This window comes from Vibrio sp. Y176, from assembly GCF_033438945.1.
On record NZ_JAWOQS010000011.1, the window covers coordinates 78,508 to 99,619 of the forward strand.

The window sequence follows — 21,112 nt, forward strand, 5'->3', positions numbered from 1 at the left end:
ATCGGGCTCTGGTTATTATTGTTTTACGTTTAAATCAAAAAGCTCTAGGTCCCACTGACGGTTACCACGCTTTAAAGTTACAAATTCACTATTAATGCTCGCGACGCGATAACCCTTAAATAGCTCGCCTTTTTCGACAAGTTTGTTATCCATAATCGCGATACAATCAGTACTTGGCTTACACACAATACTGTTGAGCTTAGGCAGTCGGTACCGTTTAACTTTTGGTTTCGCTGACGTTTCAACCGCTGGCTTTTCCCAACCAAGTGGGGCCGTTGGGTCCTGGTTTGCCCAAGCGGTTCCTGCCGCTGCCATAACAAGCAATGAGATGATGAGTTTGTTAACCACCAATAAACTCCTCTCTAGATCCTAGTGTGTAGACTTCTAACACAAGCTTCGCTTTCGGGTACTCTTCGACTTTATAACTAAAGCTTCGCCAGTAATAACTCGCAGGAAGGCTCTCCAATTTATTCAGATAATTAGCAATAGAAAAATAGTCACCAGTCAGTTCCATACGAACAGGATGCACGTAGTAACCAGAGTATTGCGATGCTTCTTTATCTTCCGTTATTGGCTCAGATGGCAAGGTTTGCAGAGACAAAAGGTGAATGCCACTTTGCTGCTCCAACACATTTTCAAGCAGCTCAGCCATTTGCGAAGGTGTAATAAGATGCTCGATGATCTCCGCTAATTGCATCGAAAGATGCTGACTCTCAGCTAACAGATTAGATATCGCGCGATCAATCTCAGCATTTGGATCTTTCTTAAGTTGCGCCTGAATACGTAGCGTATCGATTTCAATCTTTTGATTTGCTTGCTTTAAATTACTTAGTTGCCTCTCATTACTGATGATCTCGTTAAGCTTTGGCTCCAATACCAGCGTAAAGAGCAACATGATTACGACAACTAAACCGCACAATGCAGTGAGCACTTTTTCACGCGTACTCATTTCGCCAAAGCGCCCTTCTAATGAGAGCCAGAATTCGTTCATTTCTCTTTATCCTCGCGCGTTTTTAGTTCAAACGTCACAATATCCTTATCATTTCGACCTATTTTGACGTCGTCAAACGTTCGACCAACCAAGCTAATTTCGTTTTTAAATTGGCTGACCCAATTTGGCACTGAGCTCGGTTTTTTCGCTAGTCCCTTCAGGTCTAAGGTATGGGTATTGATTCGAATTTCGGACAAAGAAATTTCTTGGTTTCCTAGCTTCGCTAATGATTGCATCACGCCAGAGTAACCCGTGCGTTGCGAGTCATCGTATTTCCCGACAGCTTTAAGCGAGTCTCGCTTCGCCTTGACTTCACGCTCTAAGCGGGCTTTAGCTGCCAGCTTATTATTGTCAGGTTGATGCTTACGTAGCTTGACTTGATAACGTTCAAGCTCTGACTTCATGATATCGCCTTTACTTTTTACAATAGCAATCTCATCTTCCAAACCGCTGCTCTGCCAAGTGACATAACCGTAAGAAAATAGAATTGCAGCCGCCGCAACGCCCCAAGATAACGCGATATTTTTTAGCGTCAGGAGCTCTTTTTTCGGCTTTAAGTAATCGGGATATAAGTTGACGCGTCGAGTATTTGAAGTAGCCGCAGTGTCAGCCAAAACATGTCCTGATAGCTCATGTTCTGGTGGTAATAACGGTGAAACCTTAGTACTTAAACGGTAGTTCAGAGCCTGAACAAGCTCGCTCTCATCCTCTTCATCGCAGCACACTTTCAATTGATGTAATTGCACATGGCGTAACTGAGATGAAAGATAATCAATCGAACGTTGCAGTTCTAACGACAGACTGTCCATCTGTAAATCGCTAGACGGAACCCCCGTTAATGGTGGCGTCACACTGCGAATAGAGCGGTGGAACGCAATAGTATTTTCGACAAAAGCGCTTATACGGAAATGACCACGCACACTGCGTTGTAATAATAGGAAGTTTCCTAGTTCACCCGCAGTCTCTCCCCAAATATCGTCTTCAGGAAGAATGGCTTCTAGTGGTAACTGGGCTCGGCTGGCCAGTAACACAATCTTATCCAATATTTTTCGCGATAAGACGTATGCTTGCACTTTGGTTGAATTCGGTAACTCGACCGCATCGGCAATAATGTCGATGGCACGCTCAGAGATCAGTTCTTTCAACAAAAACGGTAATGCAGCTGGCCATTCTTGACGCGGCATGACCGGTTTGTCAATTTGGTACATCTGGTAATAGTTATGAGAAAGAATAACCGTTAATGAATCATACGCACTCGCTGCAACGCTCAATGCTTGCTCAACGGCTTTTTCCCAATTGGACTCAGAAATATCAAATTGGTATGGACGACTACTTTTGATTGAAGATGATAAATAAACGGCGTCTGGCTGAATAACCAAAAAGCAGGAGCGACCACCACTAGATGATCGCTTAAGCTTGTCGAATAGTGCTTTGAAATCCATGATTATTATCTTTATTTTTTCCGCCAGCGATTTCGTCTTCCCAATTTAACTTGGGATTCTGATTGAGAATTCGGCAACGCTTGGGGACGAGGAAGAAACTGCTGCTCCGCAGAAAAGTAACGCCCTTGCCCACCATAAACCCCGAGCTCAATTAATGTGTTGAGCTCGTTCTGATTCTCAATTCCCACTGCTATAATTTTAGTTTTACTGTTTGCCGCCGCACCTAGCATACTGCGGACAAATAGCTGGTTTTCATGTCGTTGGTCGATTTTTGCTACTAAACTGCGATGAAGTTTAAGGTAACGAATATCCACTTCTTTTAAATAGTGAGTGCTGACGATGGTACGCCCAGCCTGCCCAACCATTAAGTGGCACCCCAAACCGGCCAGCATTTTAGCGACTGGTCGCATAAAGTCTAAGTGTCTTACAAATTGTGCTTCAACAAACTCAAAACTGAGACACTTTCTCTGCTCACGTGACAACTGTAAGAGTTCATCACGAAACCATTTAAAGTACTCTCGGTTAGAAAATGGCGTTACATTCAAATTGAGCGCATACGATCTTGAGTTATCAAAATTATCCTTAAACTCTCTTAAGAATTTATTAATAACCGACTTATCCATTTGCGCTTCATAACCAACCTGTCTGATCGCAGAAATGAACCGAGACGCTTTAACAATCCCATTCTCAGGATCGCGAATCCGACATGTTAACTCTTCATATAATGATTTTTTATGCGTCGCGTCACTTATTGGATGCACAGATTGTGCGTAGAGTATCACACTTTCAGGTGTAAGTGCTGTGTCAAATAACGTTCTCCACCTCACACTTCCGCGAGCTTCTTCATCGTGGTTCCATTTTTTGAAGCGACTCCAATTATTGTTATTTTGTAGTTGCGCACTACGCAAAGCAGTCTCGGCTTCATCAATGATTTGGCTGTGTCGCTCACCTTCTTTATAAGTGGTGATGCCAATATGGCACCAGTTGTCTGGATCAAGTGGCTCTGGCGGCATTAACTTTTCTAACTGGCGAATGCATTGCGAGGCAAGGTTAGCCACATCTTTCGCACTTTGGTGCGGTAGAAAAAGCGCAAAATCAGCATCGTAATAACGGGAAAATACAACATCTGGGTATCGTTGAACTAAATTGGACAATAAACTCCCAACTTCAACAATAAACTCATCCGTAATTTGCTTATCTTGCTCTTCTTCAACCAGTTTCCAGTCTTGAATACGCACTAGCAACACGGCGCCGCGAGCCCCACTTTCTAGTAACGCCGATTCCAACTTGCTATCAAATAACACTCGGTTAGCGGTACCGGTTAGCTTATCAAGGAAGGTTTGAGTTCGAATAAAGGTATCAAATCGGCTTCGCTCTTGACGCGCATCTTGTAACTCTTCAATTAATACATCGAGCGCTTCACTGGCGGTGTAAGGCCATTCTTTTTTGTCACCTTTGGCATACTGCTCCACCCTACCAGCCAGGATCATTCTGCCTCGCTCTTCGAGCATTTCGGAGCCTTCTAATTGCTCCTTAAGCCATGCCACGCCGCGCATTAAGCAGAAGATGATCAATACAACGGCAAGCGTGATCGACCAAAGCGCCTGCATTGAGTAGCTGTAACCTAAGTAAGGGGGAATTGCTTTAAAGTGAATCGTGTAATCTTGATTGTGAGTCAGCTGGTACTCAGCCTCAAACAAGACTGACGCTTCCATTTGATGAGAAGTATCTTTGAAGCGATAAACAACGGCGTTGTTGGTCGACAACGTCATTTCGACAATATTGGAAGCCTGCAGCATTTTCGGCATCCAGCGCTGCATAGAATAAGCGGCGTCAGGATCTTCCATCTCCTTGTCGACCACCTCTACGATCCCTTCTAAATAATGGGTGAGATATTCCTGCCCAAGACGTTTAAAAGAGAGGGTGCCACCGACAAACAAGATAAACATGGCGCAGATAACGATCATGGTGACAAAGGCCACCAGCCGTGTGCTTAACTTAAGAGTTGGGGTATACCTCATGAATACCAAATTCCTTTTTTATTCATCATATACCTTATTGAAATATTTATACTTGATAAGAGTTCATCAAACAATCGGATTAGTCTGATAGTGAGAGGCTGGAGCATAAAGAAAATCACACTCATTGATAAGTTTTATTGTTACGCCTAACCTTGCCAAGATAAGCCTGTGAGATCATTAGATTGCGACAATAAAAAAGGCCGCGATATTCGCGGCCTTTTCGATTCAAGCATAAGCAGAATTTAGAACGGGATATCGTCGTCAAAATCCATTGGTGGCTCATTGTACTGCTGCTGTGGTTGCTGCGGAGCCTGTTGTTGTGGTTGCTGTTGCTGAGGCGCATTGTACTGCTGCTGAGCTGGCTGTTGAGGCTGACCCCATCCACCTTGTTGCTGCTGTTGACCGCCCATTGGTGCGCCGCCACCTTGAGCACGACCGCCAAGCATTTGCATAACACCATTGAAGCCTTGAACAACGACCTCAGTTGAGTAGCGATCTTGGCCACTTTGATCTTGCCATTTGCGAGTTTGCAGTTGCCCTTCAATGTAAACTTGAGAGCCTTTACGCAAGTACTCACCTGCTACTTCCGCAAGTTTGCCGAACAACACAACACGGTGCCATTCCGTTTTTTCGCGCTGTTCGCCAGTCGCTTTATCACGCCATGAATCAGAAGTCGCAATAGTAATGTTTGCTACTGCACCGCCATTCGGCATGTAACGAATTTCAGGGTCGTTACCTAGATTCCCCACCAAAATAACTTTGTTAATTCCACGGCTGGCCATGATGTGCTCCGTTTCACTCTGGATATATAAAATTTTAGCGCATTAGAATAGCACGCTTTAATGTTTTGATTAAAGTCTAATACCATTGTGATCTATTGAGTCATCCTCTAGAACCCAAATCGTATTTCAACTTACGTGTGTAGCATTTTTGATTCGCGTTGCAGACATCGTTTCGTGAAGCTTTGAATTCGAACGCATTTATTCAGTAAAGCGATGGTTATGGCCTCTCTTTAATGCCAGTTTATGGCTTCTATTGAACCCAGGGAGATTGGAACACGTGAGAAAGTCGGCTTACGCAAGAAAGCTATTTCTGATCAGTATGGAAGATAATGCGCAAAAAAAAGTGGCGGCACTCGAAAAGTACGTTGATATGAGCATCCCGGTGATTTCAACCGCAGCACTCATGGAAGCCAAGCCACAACACCGTAATAAAATTCTACTGATAGACTTCAGTGAACATAAATCACTTGTTCAATCGATCAAAAACTTGCCTCTTGTATGGAAAAACTTTGAAACCGTTGTCTTCAACGTACCTAAAAGACTAACCACGGATGAACTTCTTTCATTTGGTCAATTAAAAGGTGTGTTTTATTCTGAAGATACGCTAGAGCAAATTGGAGAAGGGTTAAAAGGCATTGTTAACGGTCAAAACTGGCTGCCGCGTAATGTAACCAGTCAACTTTTACACTATTACCGCAATGTCATTAATACTCATACAGCACCAGCTACGGTAGACCTAACCATTCGTGAGCTACAAGTACTGCGTTGCCTACAAGCTGGCGCCTCGAACAGTCAGATGGCCGAGGAGTTATTCGTCAGTGAATTCACCATCAAATCGCACTTATATCAGATATTCAAAAAGCTATCCGTAAAGAACCGAGTACAGGCAATCGCCTGGGCAGACCAAAACTTAATGTCATGATGCAATGTGAGCGGCTCTGATAACTGAAATAACGAGTCGCTCATCTTTTTTCCGCACCGAGTCTCACATTTTTTCCTACTTTATTCATGATTCATTGATACCTCTCGTGTTAAAGTTATGCGCAGATTCTTGATAAAAACGAGATAGGATATTCCCCCAATGATAAAAAAATGTCTGTTCCCTGCTGCAGGCTATGGCACACGCTTCCTACCGGCAACGAAATCTATGCCAAAAGAGATGATGCCAGTCGTGAACAAACCGCTTATTGAATACGGTGTCGAAGAAGCAATCCAAGCTGGTATGAACGGCATGTGTATTGTGACAGGTCGTGGCAAGCACTCGATCATGGACCACTTTGATAAGAACTACGAACTGGAACATCAGATTAGCGGTACCAACAAAGAAGAGCTGTTGGTAGATATCCGTGAAATCATTGAATCTGCAAACTTCACTTATATACGTCAACGCGAAATGAAAGGCTTGGGCCACGCGATTCTAACTGGACGAGAATTGGTAGGCGATGAGCCATTTGCTGTTGTTCTTGCTGATGACCTTTGTGTGAACGAGCAAGAGGGCGTACTGGCTCAGATGGTGGCACTATTTAAGCAGTTCCGCTGTTCTATCGTTGCAGTGCAAGAAGTACCAGCCGAAGAAACGCACAAATACGGCGTTATCTCTGGTGAAATGATCAAAGACGACATCTACCGTGTAGACGACATGGTAGAAAAACCAGAGAAAGGCACGGCGCCTAGCAACCTTGCTATCATTGGCCGCTACATCCTGACTCCCGATATTTTTGAACTGATCGAAAACACTGAACCTGGTAAAGGTGGTGAAATTCAAATCACGGACGCGCTGCTTAAACAAGCAAAAGCGGGCTGTGTATTGGCTTACAAATTCAAGGGCAAACGCTTTGACTGTGGTAGCGTTGAAGGCTACATCGAAGCAACTAACTATTGTTTTGAAAACCTGTATCTAAAAGATGAAAAAACCTCTGAGCTAGGTAAGCACGCAACACAAAAAGCAGTATAAAGCATCGTCTTAGTACGAAATTACTGTATCGAAAGCCCAGCACAACGCTGGGCTTTTTACTTTACTGTTTTTTTATCCAGTAATTTTCTTTGCACATTTCTCACACTATGTAATACTTGCCCCACTTGGTTATACATAGAGCAAAAACGATGGATAAAATAGAAGTTCGCGGTGCCCGAACCCATAACCTTAAAGACATTAATCTTACAATCCCTCGCGATAAACTGATTGTCATTACTGGACTAAGTGGCTCCGGTAAATCCTCTCTCGCTTTCGATACATTGTATGCAGAAGGCCAACGACGCTACGTAGAGTCTCTCTCTGCCTACGCTCGTCAGTTTTTGTCTCTGATGGAAAAACCCGATGTCGACCACATTGAAGGGTTATCACCTGCGATTTCTATTGAACAGAAATCTACTTCTCATAACCCGCGTTCAACCGTCGGTACAATTACCGAAGTCTACGACTACTTACGTCTATTGTATGCTCGTGTGGGCGAACCCCGCTGTCCAACGCACCATGCCCCTCTTGCTGCGCAAACCATCAGCCAAATGGTGGACAAAGTCCTAGAGATGCAGGAAGGCAGCAAAATGATGCTATTGGCGCCTATTGTCAAAGAACGTAAAGGTGAGCATGTTAAAACGCTTGAGAACTTAGCGGCTCAAGGCTTTATTCGTGCGCGTATTGATGGAGAAACTTGCGATCTTTCCGATCCTCCAACCCTTGAGCTACATAAAAAGCACACCATTGAAGTTGTGGTAGACCGCTTTAAAGTTCGTCCAGACTTACAACAGCGCTTGGCCGAATCTTTCGAGACAACACTCGAATTATCAGGCGGTATTGCGGTTGTCGCGCCAATGGATGGCGACGGTGAAGAGATTATTTTCTCCGCCAACTTCGCTTGTCCACAATGTGGTTACAGCATGCAAGAGCTAGAGCCGCGACTTTTCTCATTCAACAACCCTGCTGGAGCATGTGGCACCTGTGATGGTTTGGGTGTTCAACAATACTTCGATCCAAGTCGAGTCATTCAAGATGATTCATTAAGCTTGGCACAAGGTGCGATTCGCGGTTGGGATCAAAAGAACTACTACTACTTCCAAATGCTCACCTCATTGGCCGATCATTATGGTTTTGACCTCCATGCCCCTTTTAATTCTCTGCCAAAGAAAACGCAAGATGTCATTCTAAAGGGCTCAGGTCGTACTGAGATTGAGTTTAAATACATCAACGATCGTGGCGATATTCGCGTTAAACGCCATCCATTCGAAGGTATTCTGAATACCCTAGAACGTCGCTATCGTGATACAGAGTCCAACTCTGTCCGTGAAGAGCTTGCAAAATACATCTCCACTAAATCTTGTTCAAGCTGTGGCGGTACTCGTCTACGCCTTGAAGCACGTAACGTGTTTATTGCTGATACGACACTACCTGAGATTGTTGAACTCAGCATTGCTGATGCATTGGAATTCTTCCATTCCTTGAAACTGGAAGGTCAACGCGCCCAAATCGCTGAAAAAGTGATGAAGGAAATCAACGACCGCCTGCAATTCTTAGTTAACGTCGGTTTGAACTACCTAAACTTATCACGCAGTGCAGAAACCTTATCAGGCGGTGAAGCTCAACGTATTCGTTTAGCAAGCCAAATTGGTGCAGGTCTTGTTGGTGTCATGTACGTCTTAGATGAACCGTCGATTGGCCTCCACCAGCGTGATAACGAACGACTCCTAAAAACACTGACTCATTTGCGCGATTTAGGTAATACCGTACTTGTGGTAGAACACGATGAAGATGCGATTCGCTGTGCAGATCATGTCATAGATATTGGTCCTGGTGCTGGCGTACATGGTGGTAATGTTGTTGCGGAAGGCACCATGGAAGAGATAGTCGCGAATCCGAATTCTCTGACAGGTCAGTACTTAAGTGGTGTTAAAGAAATCGCAGTACCGAAAGATCGCACGCCGCGAGATCCGAAAAAAACGGTTGAGCTATTAGGCGCAACAGGTAATAACCTTAAAAACGTTAACCTTTCAATTCCTGTTGGGTTATTCAGCTGTATTACAGGGGTATCTGGCTCAGGTAAATCAACGCTGATTAATGATACTTTCTTTAAAATTGCGCATACCCAACTTAACGGAGCGACAACGGCTCAGCCTTCACCTTATAAATCGATTAAAGGTCTAGAGCACTTCGATAAAGTCATCGATATCGATCAAAGCCCAATTGGCCGTACACCTCGCTCTAACCCTGCAACCTATACGGGGATCTTTACACCAATCCGTGAACTGTTTGCAGGCACACAGGAGTCGCGTTCTCGCGGTTACAAACCGGGCCGTTTTAGTTTTAACGTGCGCGGTGGTCGTTGTGAGGCCTGTCAGGGTGACGGTGTTATCAAAGTAGAAATGCACTTCCTACCAGATGTTTATGTGCCATGTGATGTGTGTAAAGGTAAACGCTACAACCGTGAAACGCTCGAAGTACGTTACAAAGGTAAAACTATTGATGAAGTGCTAGAAATGACGGTCGAAGATGCACGCACCTTCTTCGATCCAGTTCCTGCCATCGCTCGCAAACTACAAACACTGATGGATGTGGGTTTGTCGTACATACGATTGGGTCAAGCGGCAACAACACTCTCCGGTGGTGAAGCACAGCGTGTGAAACTGGCGCGAGAGCTATCCAAACGTGATACAGGAAAAACCTTGTACATTTTGGATGAACCAACAACCGGCTTGCACTTCCATGATATCCAGCAGTTGCTCACTGTACTGCACAGACTTCGCGACCACGGAAACACTGTCGTGGTGATCGAGCATAACCTGGACGTCATTAAGACTGCGGACTGGATTATCGATCTTGGTCCTGAAGGGGGTCAAGGTGGCGGCGAGATAATCGCTCAAGGCACTCCGGAAGATGTGTCGCAAATCGAGGGTTCGCACACAGCTCACTTCCTCAAGCCTATGTTGAAGTAGAAAAAACAGGTAAAGTATCGAGACCAGCAAGTGCTGGTCTTTTTTCATTCAAAACAACGCAATAACTATGGCTACTATACATGTAAGTGGAACAAAGCTTTCTCCCGAAAAAGTACAGGTTCCCCTCAATCGCAAGTTTCTCATTGCCTTGGCAACACTATTTGTGTTGGCAATGCACTTTTTCATGCCCAACCCCGGCGGTTCGGGGCTTGCGCTTTCGTTCAATGCGACAACTTGGATTGCTTTTAGCTTTGCATTAGGCATTGGGTGTTACCAACTCGCGAATAATCGAGTGCTACGTTACTCAAAACTAACCATCGGCTTGTTCATTAGTGCTCTTATCATGACAGTGCCCATTCTGTACCCAAATGCGAATAGCAGCTTGGCAGCCAATAAGCTCATAGGCCTGTGGTGTGGTGTCCTGTTCTTTATTGTTTTACAACAATTTCATTTCAGTAATAAACATCGCCAACGCCTATTATGGTTCATTGTCCTTGCGGTTGTTATCGAAGCCATTTTTGGTTTGACACAATATCTGCATCTCAAACCAGGCAATCCGTTTGGTTACGACACGGTGGCCAATCATCCTTATGGTATTTTCCAACAGCCCAATGTAATGGCCAGCTTTCTTGCGACAGGGTTGGTGATTGCCAGCTATTTACTTGCACGTCAGCCCTACAAATACGACCGTAAGTTAAGCGATGTTTACCTTCTCTATGCCGTGCCAGTTTTAACTTTACCACTAATTGTGGCGTTGGCTTCACGCACTGGTTGGTTAGCCTCGGTCATCGCCGTGTTGTTGGTCATTCCATACATGTACCGTTTTGCAACCAAAGGGCGCTTTATCCGCTGGGTTGTGTCACTTGTAAGTGGGCTCTTATTCTCAGTCGTTGTCATGCATCTTGCCTTTCCTGATGGGGGTGGGTTAGCCGCAGAAAAAGTAAATATGGAGTCTCCTCGAGCGTATACTTTTCCGCAAACATTAGACATGGTGATTGAAAAGCCTTTTACTGGTTATGGATATGGTAAGTTTGAATCTGAGTACATGCTGTATACGGCTCGTCAACATGCCCTAAATGAGAATTACCCAGCTGGTTTGCCAGCCATGGATCATCCGCATAATGAGCTACTTTACTGGGGAGTAGAAGGTGGCTTGCTGCCAATACTCGGCATCTTCTTAGCGATGGCACTGGTACTGTATCGAATCTATCAAGCCAAACGCGGAACTCGTCTTGCGTTGCTGGCCTTGTTTATACCTATCGTATTGCACTCACAACTGGAATACCCTTTCTACCACTCTCTCGTGCATTGGTTGATCTTCGTTATCCTACTGTACTGGGTCGATCAGCGCGTCTCTCGTTATCGACAAGTCGGCTTTAGTAATGTGACCAAAAGCTTGCTGCGTGTTTTTAGTTTGGTACTTCCCGTTGCGTTTACGTTTTACATGGTAAGCGCATTACATACGAACTATGTATTGACGAAGTTTGAGACCACTAGACCAACTAACCCTGATATTCTGAATCAAGTCAGTAACCCTGTGGTTTGGAAAGACAGATTTGATTGGGATGTCTATAGCACGTTTTTAAACCTTGGGCTGTACCAACAAGACGCAACCTTGATTCAGCCTTATATCAATTGGTCGCTAAAAATCATCAAAGATAAGCCTCGCCCTGCATTTTATAATAATTTGATTTTGGCCTACCAAGGCTTAGATGACTCAAGTAAAGCGGAGCAAATTAGAGCTGAAGCGCAGTTTTTGTTCCCGAAGATTGATTTCAGTGACGTCAATTACCAACCACCTTCTCAAGCAATCTCTGCCTCACCAGCCCCCACTTCAGGAGCTGAGTAATAAATACCAAAAAGCGAAGGGATGACCTTCGCTTTTCTTTATCTCATTGCTGTATGATTTTACTCAGTGAGTGACTCTTCTAACGCTTTTAAGCACAGCGCAACGTTTTCAGATCGAGCGCCGTAACCCATTAAGCCAATACGCCACGCTTTACCAGCTAATGCCCCAAGGCCTGCACCAATTTCTAGGTTATAGGTTTCTAGCAAGTGAGCACGAACTTTTGCTTCATCAATTCCTTCAGGCACGTAAATCGCATTTAATTGTGGCAACCGATGGGCTTCGTCCACAACAAATTCAAAGCCTAACTTTTGTAAGCCATTTTTGAGTTTTTCATGCATCAGTTGGTGACGAGCCCAAGCGTTTTCTAATCCTTCATTTTTCAGTATCAATAAAGCTTCATGAAGCGCATACAAGCTATTAACTGGCGCCGTATGATGGTAACTACGCTTACCTTCTCCACTCCAATACCCCAAAACTAAACTCTGATCGAGGAACCAACTCTGTACTGGTGTTGTTCTTGCTTGAATCTTTTCAATCGCGGCAGGAGAAAACGTCACTGGTGAGAGCCCAGGTACACATGACAAACATTTTTGACTACCTGAGTAAACCGCATCCAGTTGCCATTCATCCACTTTTAACGGCACACCACCAAGCGATGTCACCGCATCAACAATAGATAATGCATTATGCTGTTTCGCCAGCTTACCCAATGCTTGAGCATCACTGACTGCACCAGTTGAGGTTTCCGCATGCACAAAAGCAAGAACTTTTGTATCTGGGTGCTGTTCGAATGCTTGCTCGACTTTATCAATGGAAACAGGCGTCCCCCATTCATCATCGACGATAACAACTTCACCACCAGCACGGACGACATTTTCGCGCATGCGTTCACCAAATACACCATTACGGCAGACGATCACTTTATCGCCTTTCTCGATCAAGTTTACAAAGCAGGTTTCCATCCCTGCACTACCTGGCGCTGAAACCGCAATAGTGAACTCATTGTCAGTTTGAAAGGCATACTTCAATAGCTGCTTGAGCTCATCCATCATACCGATAAACAGAGGATCAAGGTGACCTACCGTAGGACGGCTTAGTGCTTGTAACACTTGAGGATAAATATCAGAAGGACCAGGTCCCATTAAAATACGGTGAGGCGGAATAAAGCTTTGGATCGACATGTCAGCTCCTTGATTATCTTTTATCCTGAGCATTCTAAAAGTTCTATTCAATAACATGGCTCAGGTGTAGGGTTCTTCACCCTAATAGATTTTTCCTCTATCAGCAATTAGCCGTAAGTATGGAGGTCAAACCAGTGTCACAAAATCGTTAATAAAAAACACCATAAAGGTTGAAATATTGATTGACATTAAGGCCTCAAAACCGTTCAATGTTTGAGCTTTATGTAGAAGAGGAGCGCTACCCAGGTAGATGATTTGTGGAACCGCAATTCCAACACCAATCATTGAGGGGGAGTAGTGCCGAGGTAAGTCAAAGTTGCAGGATTTGACTTGTCGGTTGAATTGGGCTGAATCCCATCAACTGTCATCAGCGCAGTCTGATGAAGGGCTTCTGAGGGTAAATTTTTCAAATAGCATTCTAAATACCTCTCTTTTTGCTCTGTTCCTTTTCTCACTAAACATTGGATGTACAATTTTTTAGGAAGTCGTGGGAGAACGCAGTGAGCGCATTTAACGTAGCTAAATTCGGTGGAACCAGTGTTGCCAACTTTGAGGCAATGAGTCGTTGCGCCACCATTATCGAAAACAATCCAAATACTCGCCTGGTCGTGAGCAGCGCTTGCTCTGGCGTCACCAACCTATTGGTAGAACTCGCCAACGGTGTTCAGGATCAAACGCACCGTACTGAGCTACTGCAAAATCTGGCCAACATTCATGACGCCATTTTAACTCAGCTCGAAGACAGCACGAAAACTGCTGCCGAGGTGTATGGCATATTAGATACCGTAACCAGCCTAGCCGAGGCTGCATCTATCCAAGCTAGTGCGAAGTTAACCGATCATTTAGTCGCATGTGGCGAACTCATGTCGACGCATATTCTAACTCAGTTAATGTGTGAGCGAGGCATTCAAGCTGTGCGCTTTGATATCCGCGATGTGCTGCGTACTGATGACAACTTTGGTCGCGCGGAGCCAAACATTGAAGCAATTTCGACGCTTGCGCAAGATAAACTCGTACCACTTTGCCAACAATCCGTTGTTGTTACTCAAGGCTTCATAGGATCTGACGAAGCCGGTAATACAACAACATTAGGTCGAGGGGGCAGCGATTACAGCGCCGCCTTAATTGCTGAGAGCGTTAAAGCGGCAGGGCTAGAAATCTGGACTGATGTTCCGGGTATCTACACAACAGACCCGCGAATTGCACCAAAAGCCTCACCAATTCCCGAGATCAGCTTTAGTGAAGCTTCAGAAATGGCTAACTTTGGCGCTAAAATCCTTCACCCTTCTACGCTAGTACCCGCATTACGCCACGACATTCCGGTATTTGTAGGGTCATCGAAAGAGCCAGAAAAAGGGGGAACTTGGATTCGCCACCAAGTCGAAAGCTCACCGTTATTCCGTGCGCTAGCTTTGCGTTGTAACCAAACCATGGTAACGCTACGCAGCGCCAATATGTTCCACGCATACGGTTTTTTAGCAAAGGTCTTTGAGATCCTTGCAAAGCATAAGATCTCTGTCGATTTGATCACGACATCTGAAATCAGTGTATCGTTAACACTTGATCAAACCGATACATCCGGCGGCGCGCCGCAGCTGCCGCAAGCTGCACGAGAAGAGTTAGAAGAGTTATGTAAGGTAGAAGTTGAACATGACCTATGCCTCGTTGCTCTCATTGGAAACAACATGAGTGAGAGTAAAGGCTACGCGAAACAGGTTTTTGGCACGCTAGAAGATTTTAACCTACGCATGATTTGTTATGGCGCTAGCCCTCACAACTTATGCTTCTTGCTCCATGAATCGGTATCGAAACAAGCCATACAAAAACTCCACACTGAGTTGTTTGAGAAGTAAGTTCAACTCAATAAAACAAAGGGCTGCGTATCTGCAGCCCTTTGTCGTTTCATTAGTTGTTACATTTGGACGAGGTAAACATCAATTTAACCGTTAATGTTTGGCCCTAACCATTTTTCAGCCTCGATCCTATCCCACCCCTTACGATCGGCGTAACTCTCTAGCTGATCTTCTTGGATCTGTGCGATCGCAAAGTAACGTGAGTCAGGATGAGAGAAATACCAACCAGAGACTGACGCGCCCGGATACATTGCATAGCTGGAGGTTAGAGTCATGCCAATATTCTCTTCCACATTAAGTAGCTCCCAAAGCGGTCCTTTTTCAGTATGCTCAGGGCACGCTGGATAACCTGGTGCAGGGCGAATACCTTGGTATTTTTCACGAATGAGATCATCGTTAGATAAATCTTCATCCGCAGCATAACCCCAAATTTCTTTACGGACACGCTCATGCAAATACTCAGCAAACGCTTCGGCTAGGCGATCCGCCACCGCTTGAATCATAATTGCGTTGTAATCATCTCCCTGTGCTTTGTATTCATCAGCAAGCTCTCGTTCACCAATACCACCAGTGACAGCAAATGCCCCTATCCAATCATGTTTACCCGACTCTTTAGATGCGATGTAGTCGGATAAACAATAGTTGAATCCTTTTGGTTTCTCGGTCTGTTGTCGCAAGTTACGTAATACTTTCACAACGTCGGTACGAGTTTCATCAGCATAAACTTCAATGTCGTCCCCCACGCTCGCAGCAGGGAATAAGCCACACATTCCACGCGCTTTTAACAGGCCTTCTCGCTCAACTCGATCAAGTAACTCGTTGGCATCTTCGAATAAACGTTTTGCTTCTTCACCAACTTCTTCATGTTGGAAAATTGTTGGATACTTACCCACAAGTGACCAAGTCATAAAGAATGGTGTCCAATCGATGTATTGACGTAATATAGCCACATCAAAATCATCGAAGATATGAATGCCAGGCTTAACAGGCACTGGAGGGGTGTAAGCTTCCCAATCGATAGCAACTTTATTCGCTCGAGCAGCTTCTAATGTCACTGGTTTGGTTCTCGGTTTCTTTCGATTATGTTGATCACGTACTCGTTCGTAATCAGCTTCAAGTTTTTCAACAAATTCAGGGCGACGTTCATCTGACAAAAGAGAAGTACATACGCCCACTGCACGTGAGGCGTTGTTCACGTAAACCACTGGATGCTTGTAATTTTGCTCAATCTTAACTGCTGTATGGGCTTTTGACGTTGTTGCGCCACCGATGAGAAGAGGTAAGTTAAAGTCGAGACGCTCCATCTCTTTTGCAACATGCACCATTTCGTCTAATGAAGGCGTGATCAACCCTGATAAACCAATAATATCGACGTTTTCTTCTTGCGCTACTTTTAAGATCTTTTCGCAAGGAACCATGACACCAAGATCGATAATTTCGTAGTTATTGCACTGCAATACAACGCCAACGATATTTTTCCCGATATCATGTACATCACCTTTGACCGTCGCTAGCAAAATCTTACCGTTTGTTTGTCCCACCTGCTTTTCTGCATTGATGTAGGGCTCGAGATGCGCGACTGCTTGCTTCATCACTCGGGCAGATTTTACGACCTGAGGAAGGAACATTTTACCTTCACCAAACAAGTCTCCGACGACGTTCATCCCATCCATTAGTGGGCCTTCAATCACCTCTAATGGCTTTGAAGCTTTGACACGAGCCTCTTCGGTATCATCAACGATGAACTCAGTTATTCCTTTCACTAACGCGTGCTCTAAGCGCTTTTCAACAGGCCAAGTTCTCCACTCAAGTGCAGAGGCATCCTCCTCTTTACCTACCCCTTTGCCTGCATATTCCGCCGCGATATCTAACAATCTCTCAGTGGCGTCATCACGACGGTTAAGAACGACATCTTCCACAGCCTCACGCAATTTTTCAGGCACGTTATCGTAGATTTCTAACTGACCCGCATTCACAATCCCCATATCCATACCATTTTTAAAACAGTGATAGAGGAACACCGCGTGAATCGCTTCACGTACATAGTTATTGCCACGGAAAGAGAATGAGACGTTAGAAACACCACCCGATATCATCGCATGTGGTAAATCACGTTTGATATCGCCAACGGCTTCAATGAAATCCACCGCGTAGTTATTATGCTCCTCGATCCCCGTAGCAATGGCAAAAATGTTTGGGTCAAAAATGATGTCTTCTGGTGGAAAGCCCACTTCATCAACAAGAATTCGGTAAGCGTTGGTACAAATTTCTACTTTGCGCTCACGTGTATCTGCTTGCCCAATCTCATCAAACGCCATCACAATCACAGCCGCACCGTAACGGCGGATCAACTTAGCTTGTTCAACAAATTTCTCTTTGCCTTCCTTGAGTGAGATCGAATTAACAATGCCTTTGCCTTGGATGCACTTAAGACCAGCTTCAATAACCTCCCACTTGGAAGAGTCAACCATGATTGGTACTTTTGAGATTTCAGGTTCTGACGCACAAAGGTTTAAAAAGCGAACCATACAAGCTTGTGCATCCAACATGCCTTCATCCATGTTGATATCGATAATTTGAGCGCCATTTTCAACTTGTTGACGAGCCACATCGAGCGCTTCATCGTACAGTTCTTCTTTAATCAAGCGCTTAAAACGCGCAGAACCGGTTACATTCGTACGCTCACCGACATTGATAAATAAAGAGTCTTTATCAATAGCGAGTGGCTCTAGGCCAGACAAGCGACAAGCAACGGGAAGTTCAGGTAATTGACGAGGGGCGATATTTTCAACCGCGAGTGCCATTTGGCGAATGTGCTCAGGAGTTGTACCACAACACCCACCAATCAAGTTTAAAAAGCCACTTTGAGCCCACTCTTTAACATGCTTAGCCATATCTTCTGGCGACAAATCGTATTCGCCGAATGCATTCGGAAGCCCAGCATTTGGGTGAGCGGAAACAAAAGATTCTGATATACGCGAGAGCTCTTCAACATAAGGACGCAGTTCATCCGGGCCAAGTGCACAGTTCAAACCAAACGAAATCGGTTTAACATGACGTAATGAGTTGTAAAACGCTTCTGTGGTTTGACCGGATAATGTTCTACCGGAAGCATCAGTAATAGTCCCCGAGATCATCACAGGTAACTCAATACCCATCTCTTCAAACACACTTTCAACAGCAAATGAACAAGCCTTAGCGTTAAGCGTATCGAAGATGGTCTCGATAAGAATAAGGTCTGAACCACCTTTAATAAGCGCTCGAGTCGATTCAGAGTAAGCCTCAACTAACTCGTCGAAAGAAACATTTCGATATCCGGGGTCATTTACATCAGGAGAAATAGAACAAGTTCGGTTTGTCGGCCCTAAAACCCCTGCGACATAACGTGGTTTATCGGGTGTTTTTGCGGTCCATTCGTCTGCAACTTCACGTGCAAGCTTGGCAGCTGCAAAGTTAATTTCTTCACTTAGGCTTTCCATCTCGTAGTCAGCCATCGCAATGGTTGTTGCGTTAAAAGTGTTGGTCTCAAGAATATCTGCACCCGCTTCTAAATATGCAGCGTGAATTTCCTTGATAAGTTGAGGCTGACTTAGAACCAACAGGTCGTTGTTACCTTTTAGATCACAATGCCAATCCGCAAAGCGCGTTCCTCGATAGTCTTGCTCTTCAAGTTTGTACCCTTGAATCATGGTTCCCATACCACCATCAATCAAAAGAATACGTTGCTTCAATTGAGCTTCAATCTGTTGTCTTACGTTACTTCCCACAGTACAGCCTCATTCCTTTAGTTATCTTTCCATCCTATCACACAAACTTCAGGAGTCTAGACGTCTAAACGTGGAATTAATGATTATTTTATCTCCTTCTTAACTTACAAAATAATCACGAAAAAATGTTTGCTATTTAAGCAGCATCAGCCGAGAATTCCATTCATAAAATGTTACAAATAGAGAGCTCTATGTCGGTCTATCATACTTTATGTTTTCTATCCGCAGCTGCGATGCTAATTGCTTTTGTAAACAGCAAGATAGGAAAGATGCAAACCACCATTGCGATTACCGCAGGTTCAATGGTGCTTTCACTTCTAATCTTAATTGCGGGTCAAAACAACTGGTTCCATCTCACCGAAATTGCGACGGAGACGGTCACAAGGATTAACTTCGAAGATTTCTTGCTCAAAGGCATTCTTGGCTTCTTACTATTTGCTGGTGGACTAGGCATCAAACTCCCGAACCTTAAAGATCAAAAGTGGGAGATCACTGTTTTAGCCCTTGGAGCTACACTGTTTTCTACGTTCTTTATTGGATTTGCGCTGTATGGGTTTTGTCAGTTAATTGGCATCCAATTTGATTTGGTCTACTGCTTACTATTTGGTGCTCTAATATCGCCAACTGACCCAATCGCTGTATTGGCTATTGTGAAAAAACTAGATGCTCCTAAACGTATCTCCACTCAGATTGAAGGAGAATCGCTCTTCAATGATGGCTTCGGTTTGGTTATCTTCGTCACTCTATTTACGATTGCATTTGGCACTGAGGCACCAACTGTAGGTAGTGTCACCTTACTCTTCATCCAAGAAGCTATCGGTGGTATCACATATGGTTTCGTCCTCGGTTTGCTATTCCACTACTTGATCAGTGCCACCGATGATCACTCAATGGAATTGTTACTTACCATTGGTGTCCCAACAGCAGGTTACGCATTTGCTGAATACATCCATGTATCAGGCCCACTCGCGATGGTTGTATCCGGTATTATGATTGGCAACTGGACACGCTTTATTGGCTTTTCAAAAGAGAGTGAAGATCACCTTGACCATTTTTGGGAGCTTGTTGATGAGTTCTTGAATGGCGTGTTATTCCTACTGATCGGCATGTCGATGCTGCTATTTGAATTCCACAAAGAAGACTGGATCATGATGGCTATTTCAGTCCCTCTTGTACTAGCAGCTCGCTATCTAAGTGTATTTCTTTCTTACATAGGCTTTAAACGTTACAGAAAATATAATCCATGGTCAGTGCGTATTTTGACGTGGGGCGGTTTACGCGGAGGCCTAGCACTAGCGATGGCACTTTCTATTCCATCTGGTATTTGGGTGATTCAAGATAAGTTAATCGATGTAAAAGAGATTATTCTTGTAATGACCTACTCCGTCGTGGTTTTCTCTATCCTCATTCAAGGCTCAACAATCACTCCAATGATTGAAAAAGCAAAAGCAGAAGAGAAGAAGATGGAAGAGAATAACCAAGCAATAACCACTCCGGAACATACGGAGCCATTGGACTCTTAAAGACACGTAACTTAATAAATAAAAAGCAGCTACCTAGCTGCTTTTTTCATAACTAATTTTCAGACTCCCCTTCAAGGACTAATGCTCCTTATTCTTTGATATACCTTCAAATATACTAAGAATCGCTACGCTACATTTTCATAGATACTAACTATTGCCGATAGATAGTATTCATAGACGAGCCTTTTAATTTACCCATTTTCATCTGTATCACTTCTCTTCCCTTGGCAATATAGGCTCCTCGCAAACATCAAAGCTAAACTTCCACAATACTTAGCAATGAGCGAGTTTGTATTTTTATGAGAAAGAGACATTTAGGGTGATTGCGTTCAGAACCCAAACAGGTTAGCAACCTCACCAAGATAAAACTGAGCTAGCATTCAGTAGATCAAAGCCTTAACAGAAATTTAGCCCCCTCCCTCTTGATCTCAGTGAGACTAAACTTGTATTCAAAGTCATCCTATTTTCAAATTAGAAACAAGCGACACTTCAAACAATTAAACTCTGTCACATAACTAGATTTTCTAATATCGAATAAAAGGAGCTTTGGTTAGAGCTTGGTATCGGAATAAGACTAAGGCACAGAGTTACGTGCTAGCTCGTTCACGACGTATTAAAACCATGTGAAGAGGGTAGTGTAACTCGAGATGCAAGATTTAAATATGAGAGTGGGTTTAAGGTAAGTCAGGTAACCAAAACGAAAAAAGCCTCAGTCTTTCGACTGAGGCTTAATATAAGTGGCGGAGTGGACGGGACTCGAACCCGCGACCCCCGGCG

13 protein-coding genes and 1 riboswitch are annotated in these 21,112 nt (G+C 44.2%); of the genes, 6 read left to right on the forward strand and 7 right to left on the reverse strand.

What is annotated here, in order from left to right; translation table 11 throughout:
* Positions 1 to 15 precede the first annotated feature (15 nt).
* The 5 genes from R7O13_RS20770 to R7O13_RS20790 all read right to left on the reverse strand — a co-directional run bounded on the left by R7O13_RS20770 (position 16) and on the right by R7O13_RS20790 (position 5,236).
* Positions 16 to 348 carry a hypothetical protein gene (locus R7O13_RS20770; RefSeq protein ID WP_005381196.1) on the reverse strand — a complete coding sequence of 111 codons (333 nt, stop codon included), beginning with the start codon at positions 346 to 348 and terminating at the stop codon, positions 16 to 18.
* The gene (gene gspM, locus R7O13_RS20775; protein ID WP_005381197.1) at positions 341 to 991 is read right to left on the reverse strand and encodes a type II secretion system protein GspM; all 651 of its coding nucleotides are present in this window, start codon (positions 989 to 991) and stop codon (positions 341 to 343) included. Before gspM ends, R7O13_RS20770 begins: the two co-directional genes overlap by 8 nt.
* A complete protein-coding gene (locus R7O13_RS20780) occupies positions 988 to 2,433 on the reverse strand; it encodes a hypothetical protein (RefSeq protein WP_054579427.1) in 1,446 nt (481 codons plus the stop codon). The genes gspM and R7O13_RS20780 overlap by 4 nt, the downstream gene beginning before the upstream one ends.
* Positions 2,434 to 2,444: 11 nt before the next feature.
* Entirely contained in the window at positions 2,445 to 4,454 is a 2,010-nt protein-coding gene (csrD, locus tag R7O13_RS20785; protein WP_054728884.1) for an RNase E specificity factor CsrD, read from the reverse strand.
* A 242-nt stretch (positions 4,455 to 4,696) separates the two neighbouring features.
* Positions 4,697 to 5,236 (reverse strand): single-stranded DNA-binding protein, encoded by a 540-nt coding sequence (locus R7O13_RS20790; RefSeq protein WP_005387798.1) that lies wholly within the window; start codon positions 5,234 to 5,236, stop codon positions 4,697 to 4,699.
* 277 nt (positions 5,237 to 5,513) lie between these two features.
* On the opposite strand from R7O13_RS20790, the gene R7O13_RS20795 reads away from it, so the two are divergent.
* The 4 genes from R7O13_RS20795 (at position 5,514) to R7O13_RS20810 (ending at position 12,011) form a co-directional block, all read left to right on the forward strand.
* Positions 5,514 to 6,158, forward strand: a complete 645-nt coding sequence (locus R7O13_RS20795) for a LuxR C-terminal-related transcriptional regulator (RefSeq protein ID WP_005381237.1) — start codon at positions 5,514 to 5,516, stop codon at positions 6,156 to 6,158.
* 159 nt (positions 6,159 to 6,317) lie between these two features.
* On the forward strand, positions 6,318 to 7,190 hold the full coding sequence (gene galU / locus R7O13_RS20800) for a UTP--glucose-1-phosphate uridylyltransferase GalU (RefSeq protein WP_005381239.1): 873 nt from the start codon (positions 6,318 to 6,320) through the stop codon (positions 7,188 to 7,190).
* Between the two features lie 149 nt (positions 7,191 to 7,339).
* Complete coding sequence (gene uvrA, locus R7O13_RS20805) at positions 7,340 to 10,162, forward strand: excinuclease ABC subunit UvrA (RefSeq protein WP_086047064.1); 2,823 nt, start codon at positions 7,340 to 7,342, stop codon at positions 10,160 to 10,162.
* 67 nt (positions 10,163 to 10,229) lie between these two features.
* A complete protein-coding gene (locus tag R7O13_RS20810) occupies positions 10,230 to 12,011 on the forward strand; it encodes a PglL family O-oligosaccharyltransferase (RefSeq protein WP_318304626.1) in 1,782 nt (593 codons plus the stop codon).
* Positions 12,012 to 12,070: 59 nt separating this feature from the next.
* Here R7O13_RS20810 and R7O13_RS20815 read toward each other — a convergent pair whose 3' ends face one another.
* Positions 12,071 to 13,192, reverse strand: coding sequence for a pyridoxal-phosphate-dependent aminotransferase family protein (locus tag R7O13_RS20815; RefSeq protein WP_104975641.1), 1,122 nt, complete (start codon positions 13,190 to 13,192; stop codon positions 12,071 to 12,073).
* 220 nt (positions 13,193 to 13,412) lie between these two features.
* A riboswitch (Lysine riboswitch) is annotated at positions 13,413 to 13,591 on the forward strand.
* Positions 13,592 to 13,692: 101 nt separating this feature from the next.
* Between R7O13_RS20815 and lysC the strand changes: the two genes are divergently transcribed.
* A complete protein-coding gene (gene lysC / locus R7O13_RS20820; RefSeq protein ID WP_017821324.1) occupies positions 13,693 to 15,045 on the forward strand; it encodes a lysine-sensitive aspartokinase 3 in 1,353 nt (450 codons plus the stop codon).
* An 86-nt stretch (positions 15,046 to 15,131) separates the two neighbouring features.
* Here lysC and metH read toward each other — a convergent pair whose 3' ends face one another.
* Entirely contained in the window at positions 15,132 to 18,812 is a 3,681-nt protein-coding gene (gene metH / locus R7O13_RS20825) for a methionine synthase (protein ID WP_262607053.1), read from the reverse strand.
* Between the two features lie 191 nt (positions 18,813 to 19,003).
* Between metH and R7O13_RS20830 the strand changes: the two genes are divergently transcribed.
* Entirely contained in the window at positions 19,004 to 20,335 is a 1,332-nt protein-coding gene (locus tag R7O13_RS20830; RefSeq protein WP_031781147.1) for a cation:proton antiporter, read from the forward strand.
* Positions 20,336 to 21,112 lie beyond the last annotated feature (777 nt).

What these genes read in the sequence shown, in the direction of transcription:
- R7O13_RS20780 (WP_054579427.1), bottom strand. Translation starts at nt 2,433, where the DNA reads ATGGATTTCAAAGCACTATTCGACAAGCTTAAGCGATCATCTAGTGGT.
- R7O13_RS20810 (WP_318304626.1), top strand. Translation starts at nt 10,230, where the DNA reads ATGGCTACTATACATGTAAGTGGAACAAAGCTTTCTCCCGAAAAAGTA.
- csrD (WP_054728884.1), bottom strand. Translation starts at nt 4,454, where the DNA reads ATGAGGTATACCCCAACTCTTAAGTTAAGCACACGGCTGGTGGCCTTT.
- gspM (WP_005381197.1), bottom strand. Translation starts at nt 991, where the DNA reads ATGAACGAATTCTGGCTCTCATTAGAAGGGCGCTTTGGCGAAATGAGT.
- R7O13_RS20815 (WP_104975641.1), bottom strand. Translation starts at nt 13,192, where the DNA reads ATGTCGATCCAAAGCTTTATTCCGCCTCACCGTATTTTAATGGGACCT.
- uvrA (WP_086047064.1), top strand. Translation starts at nt 7,340, where the DNA reads ATGGATAAAATAGAAGTTCGCGGTGCCCGAACCCATAACCTTAAAGAC.
- R7O13_RS20790 (WP_005387798.1), bottom strand. Translation starts at nt 5,236, where the DNA reads ATGGCCAGCCGTGGAATTAACAAAGTTATTTTGGTGGGGAATCTAGGT.
- galU (WP_005381239.1), top strand. Translation starts at nt 6,318, where the DNA reads ATGATAAAAAAATGTCTGTTCCCTGCTGCAGGCTATGGCACACGCTTC.
- R7O13_RS20830 (WP_031781147.1), top strand. Translation starts at nt 19,004, where the DNA reads ATGTCGGTCTATCATACTTTATGTTTTCTATCCGCAGCTGCGATGCTA.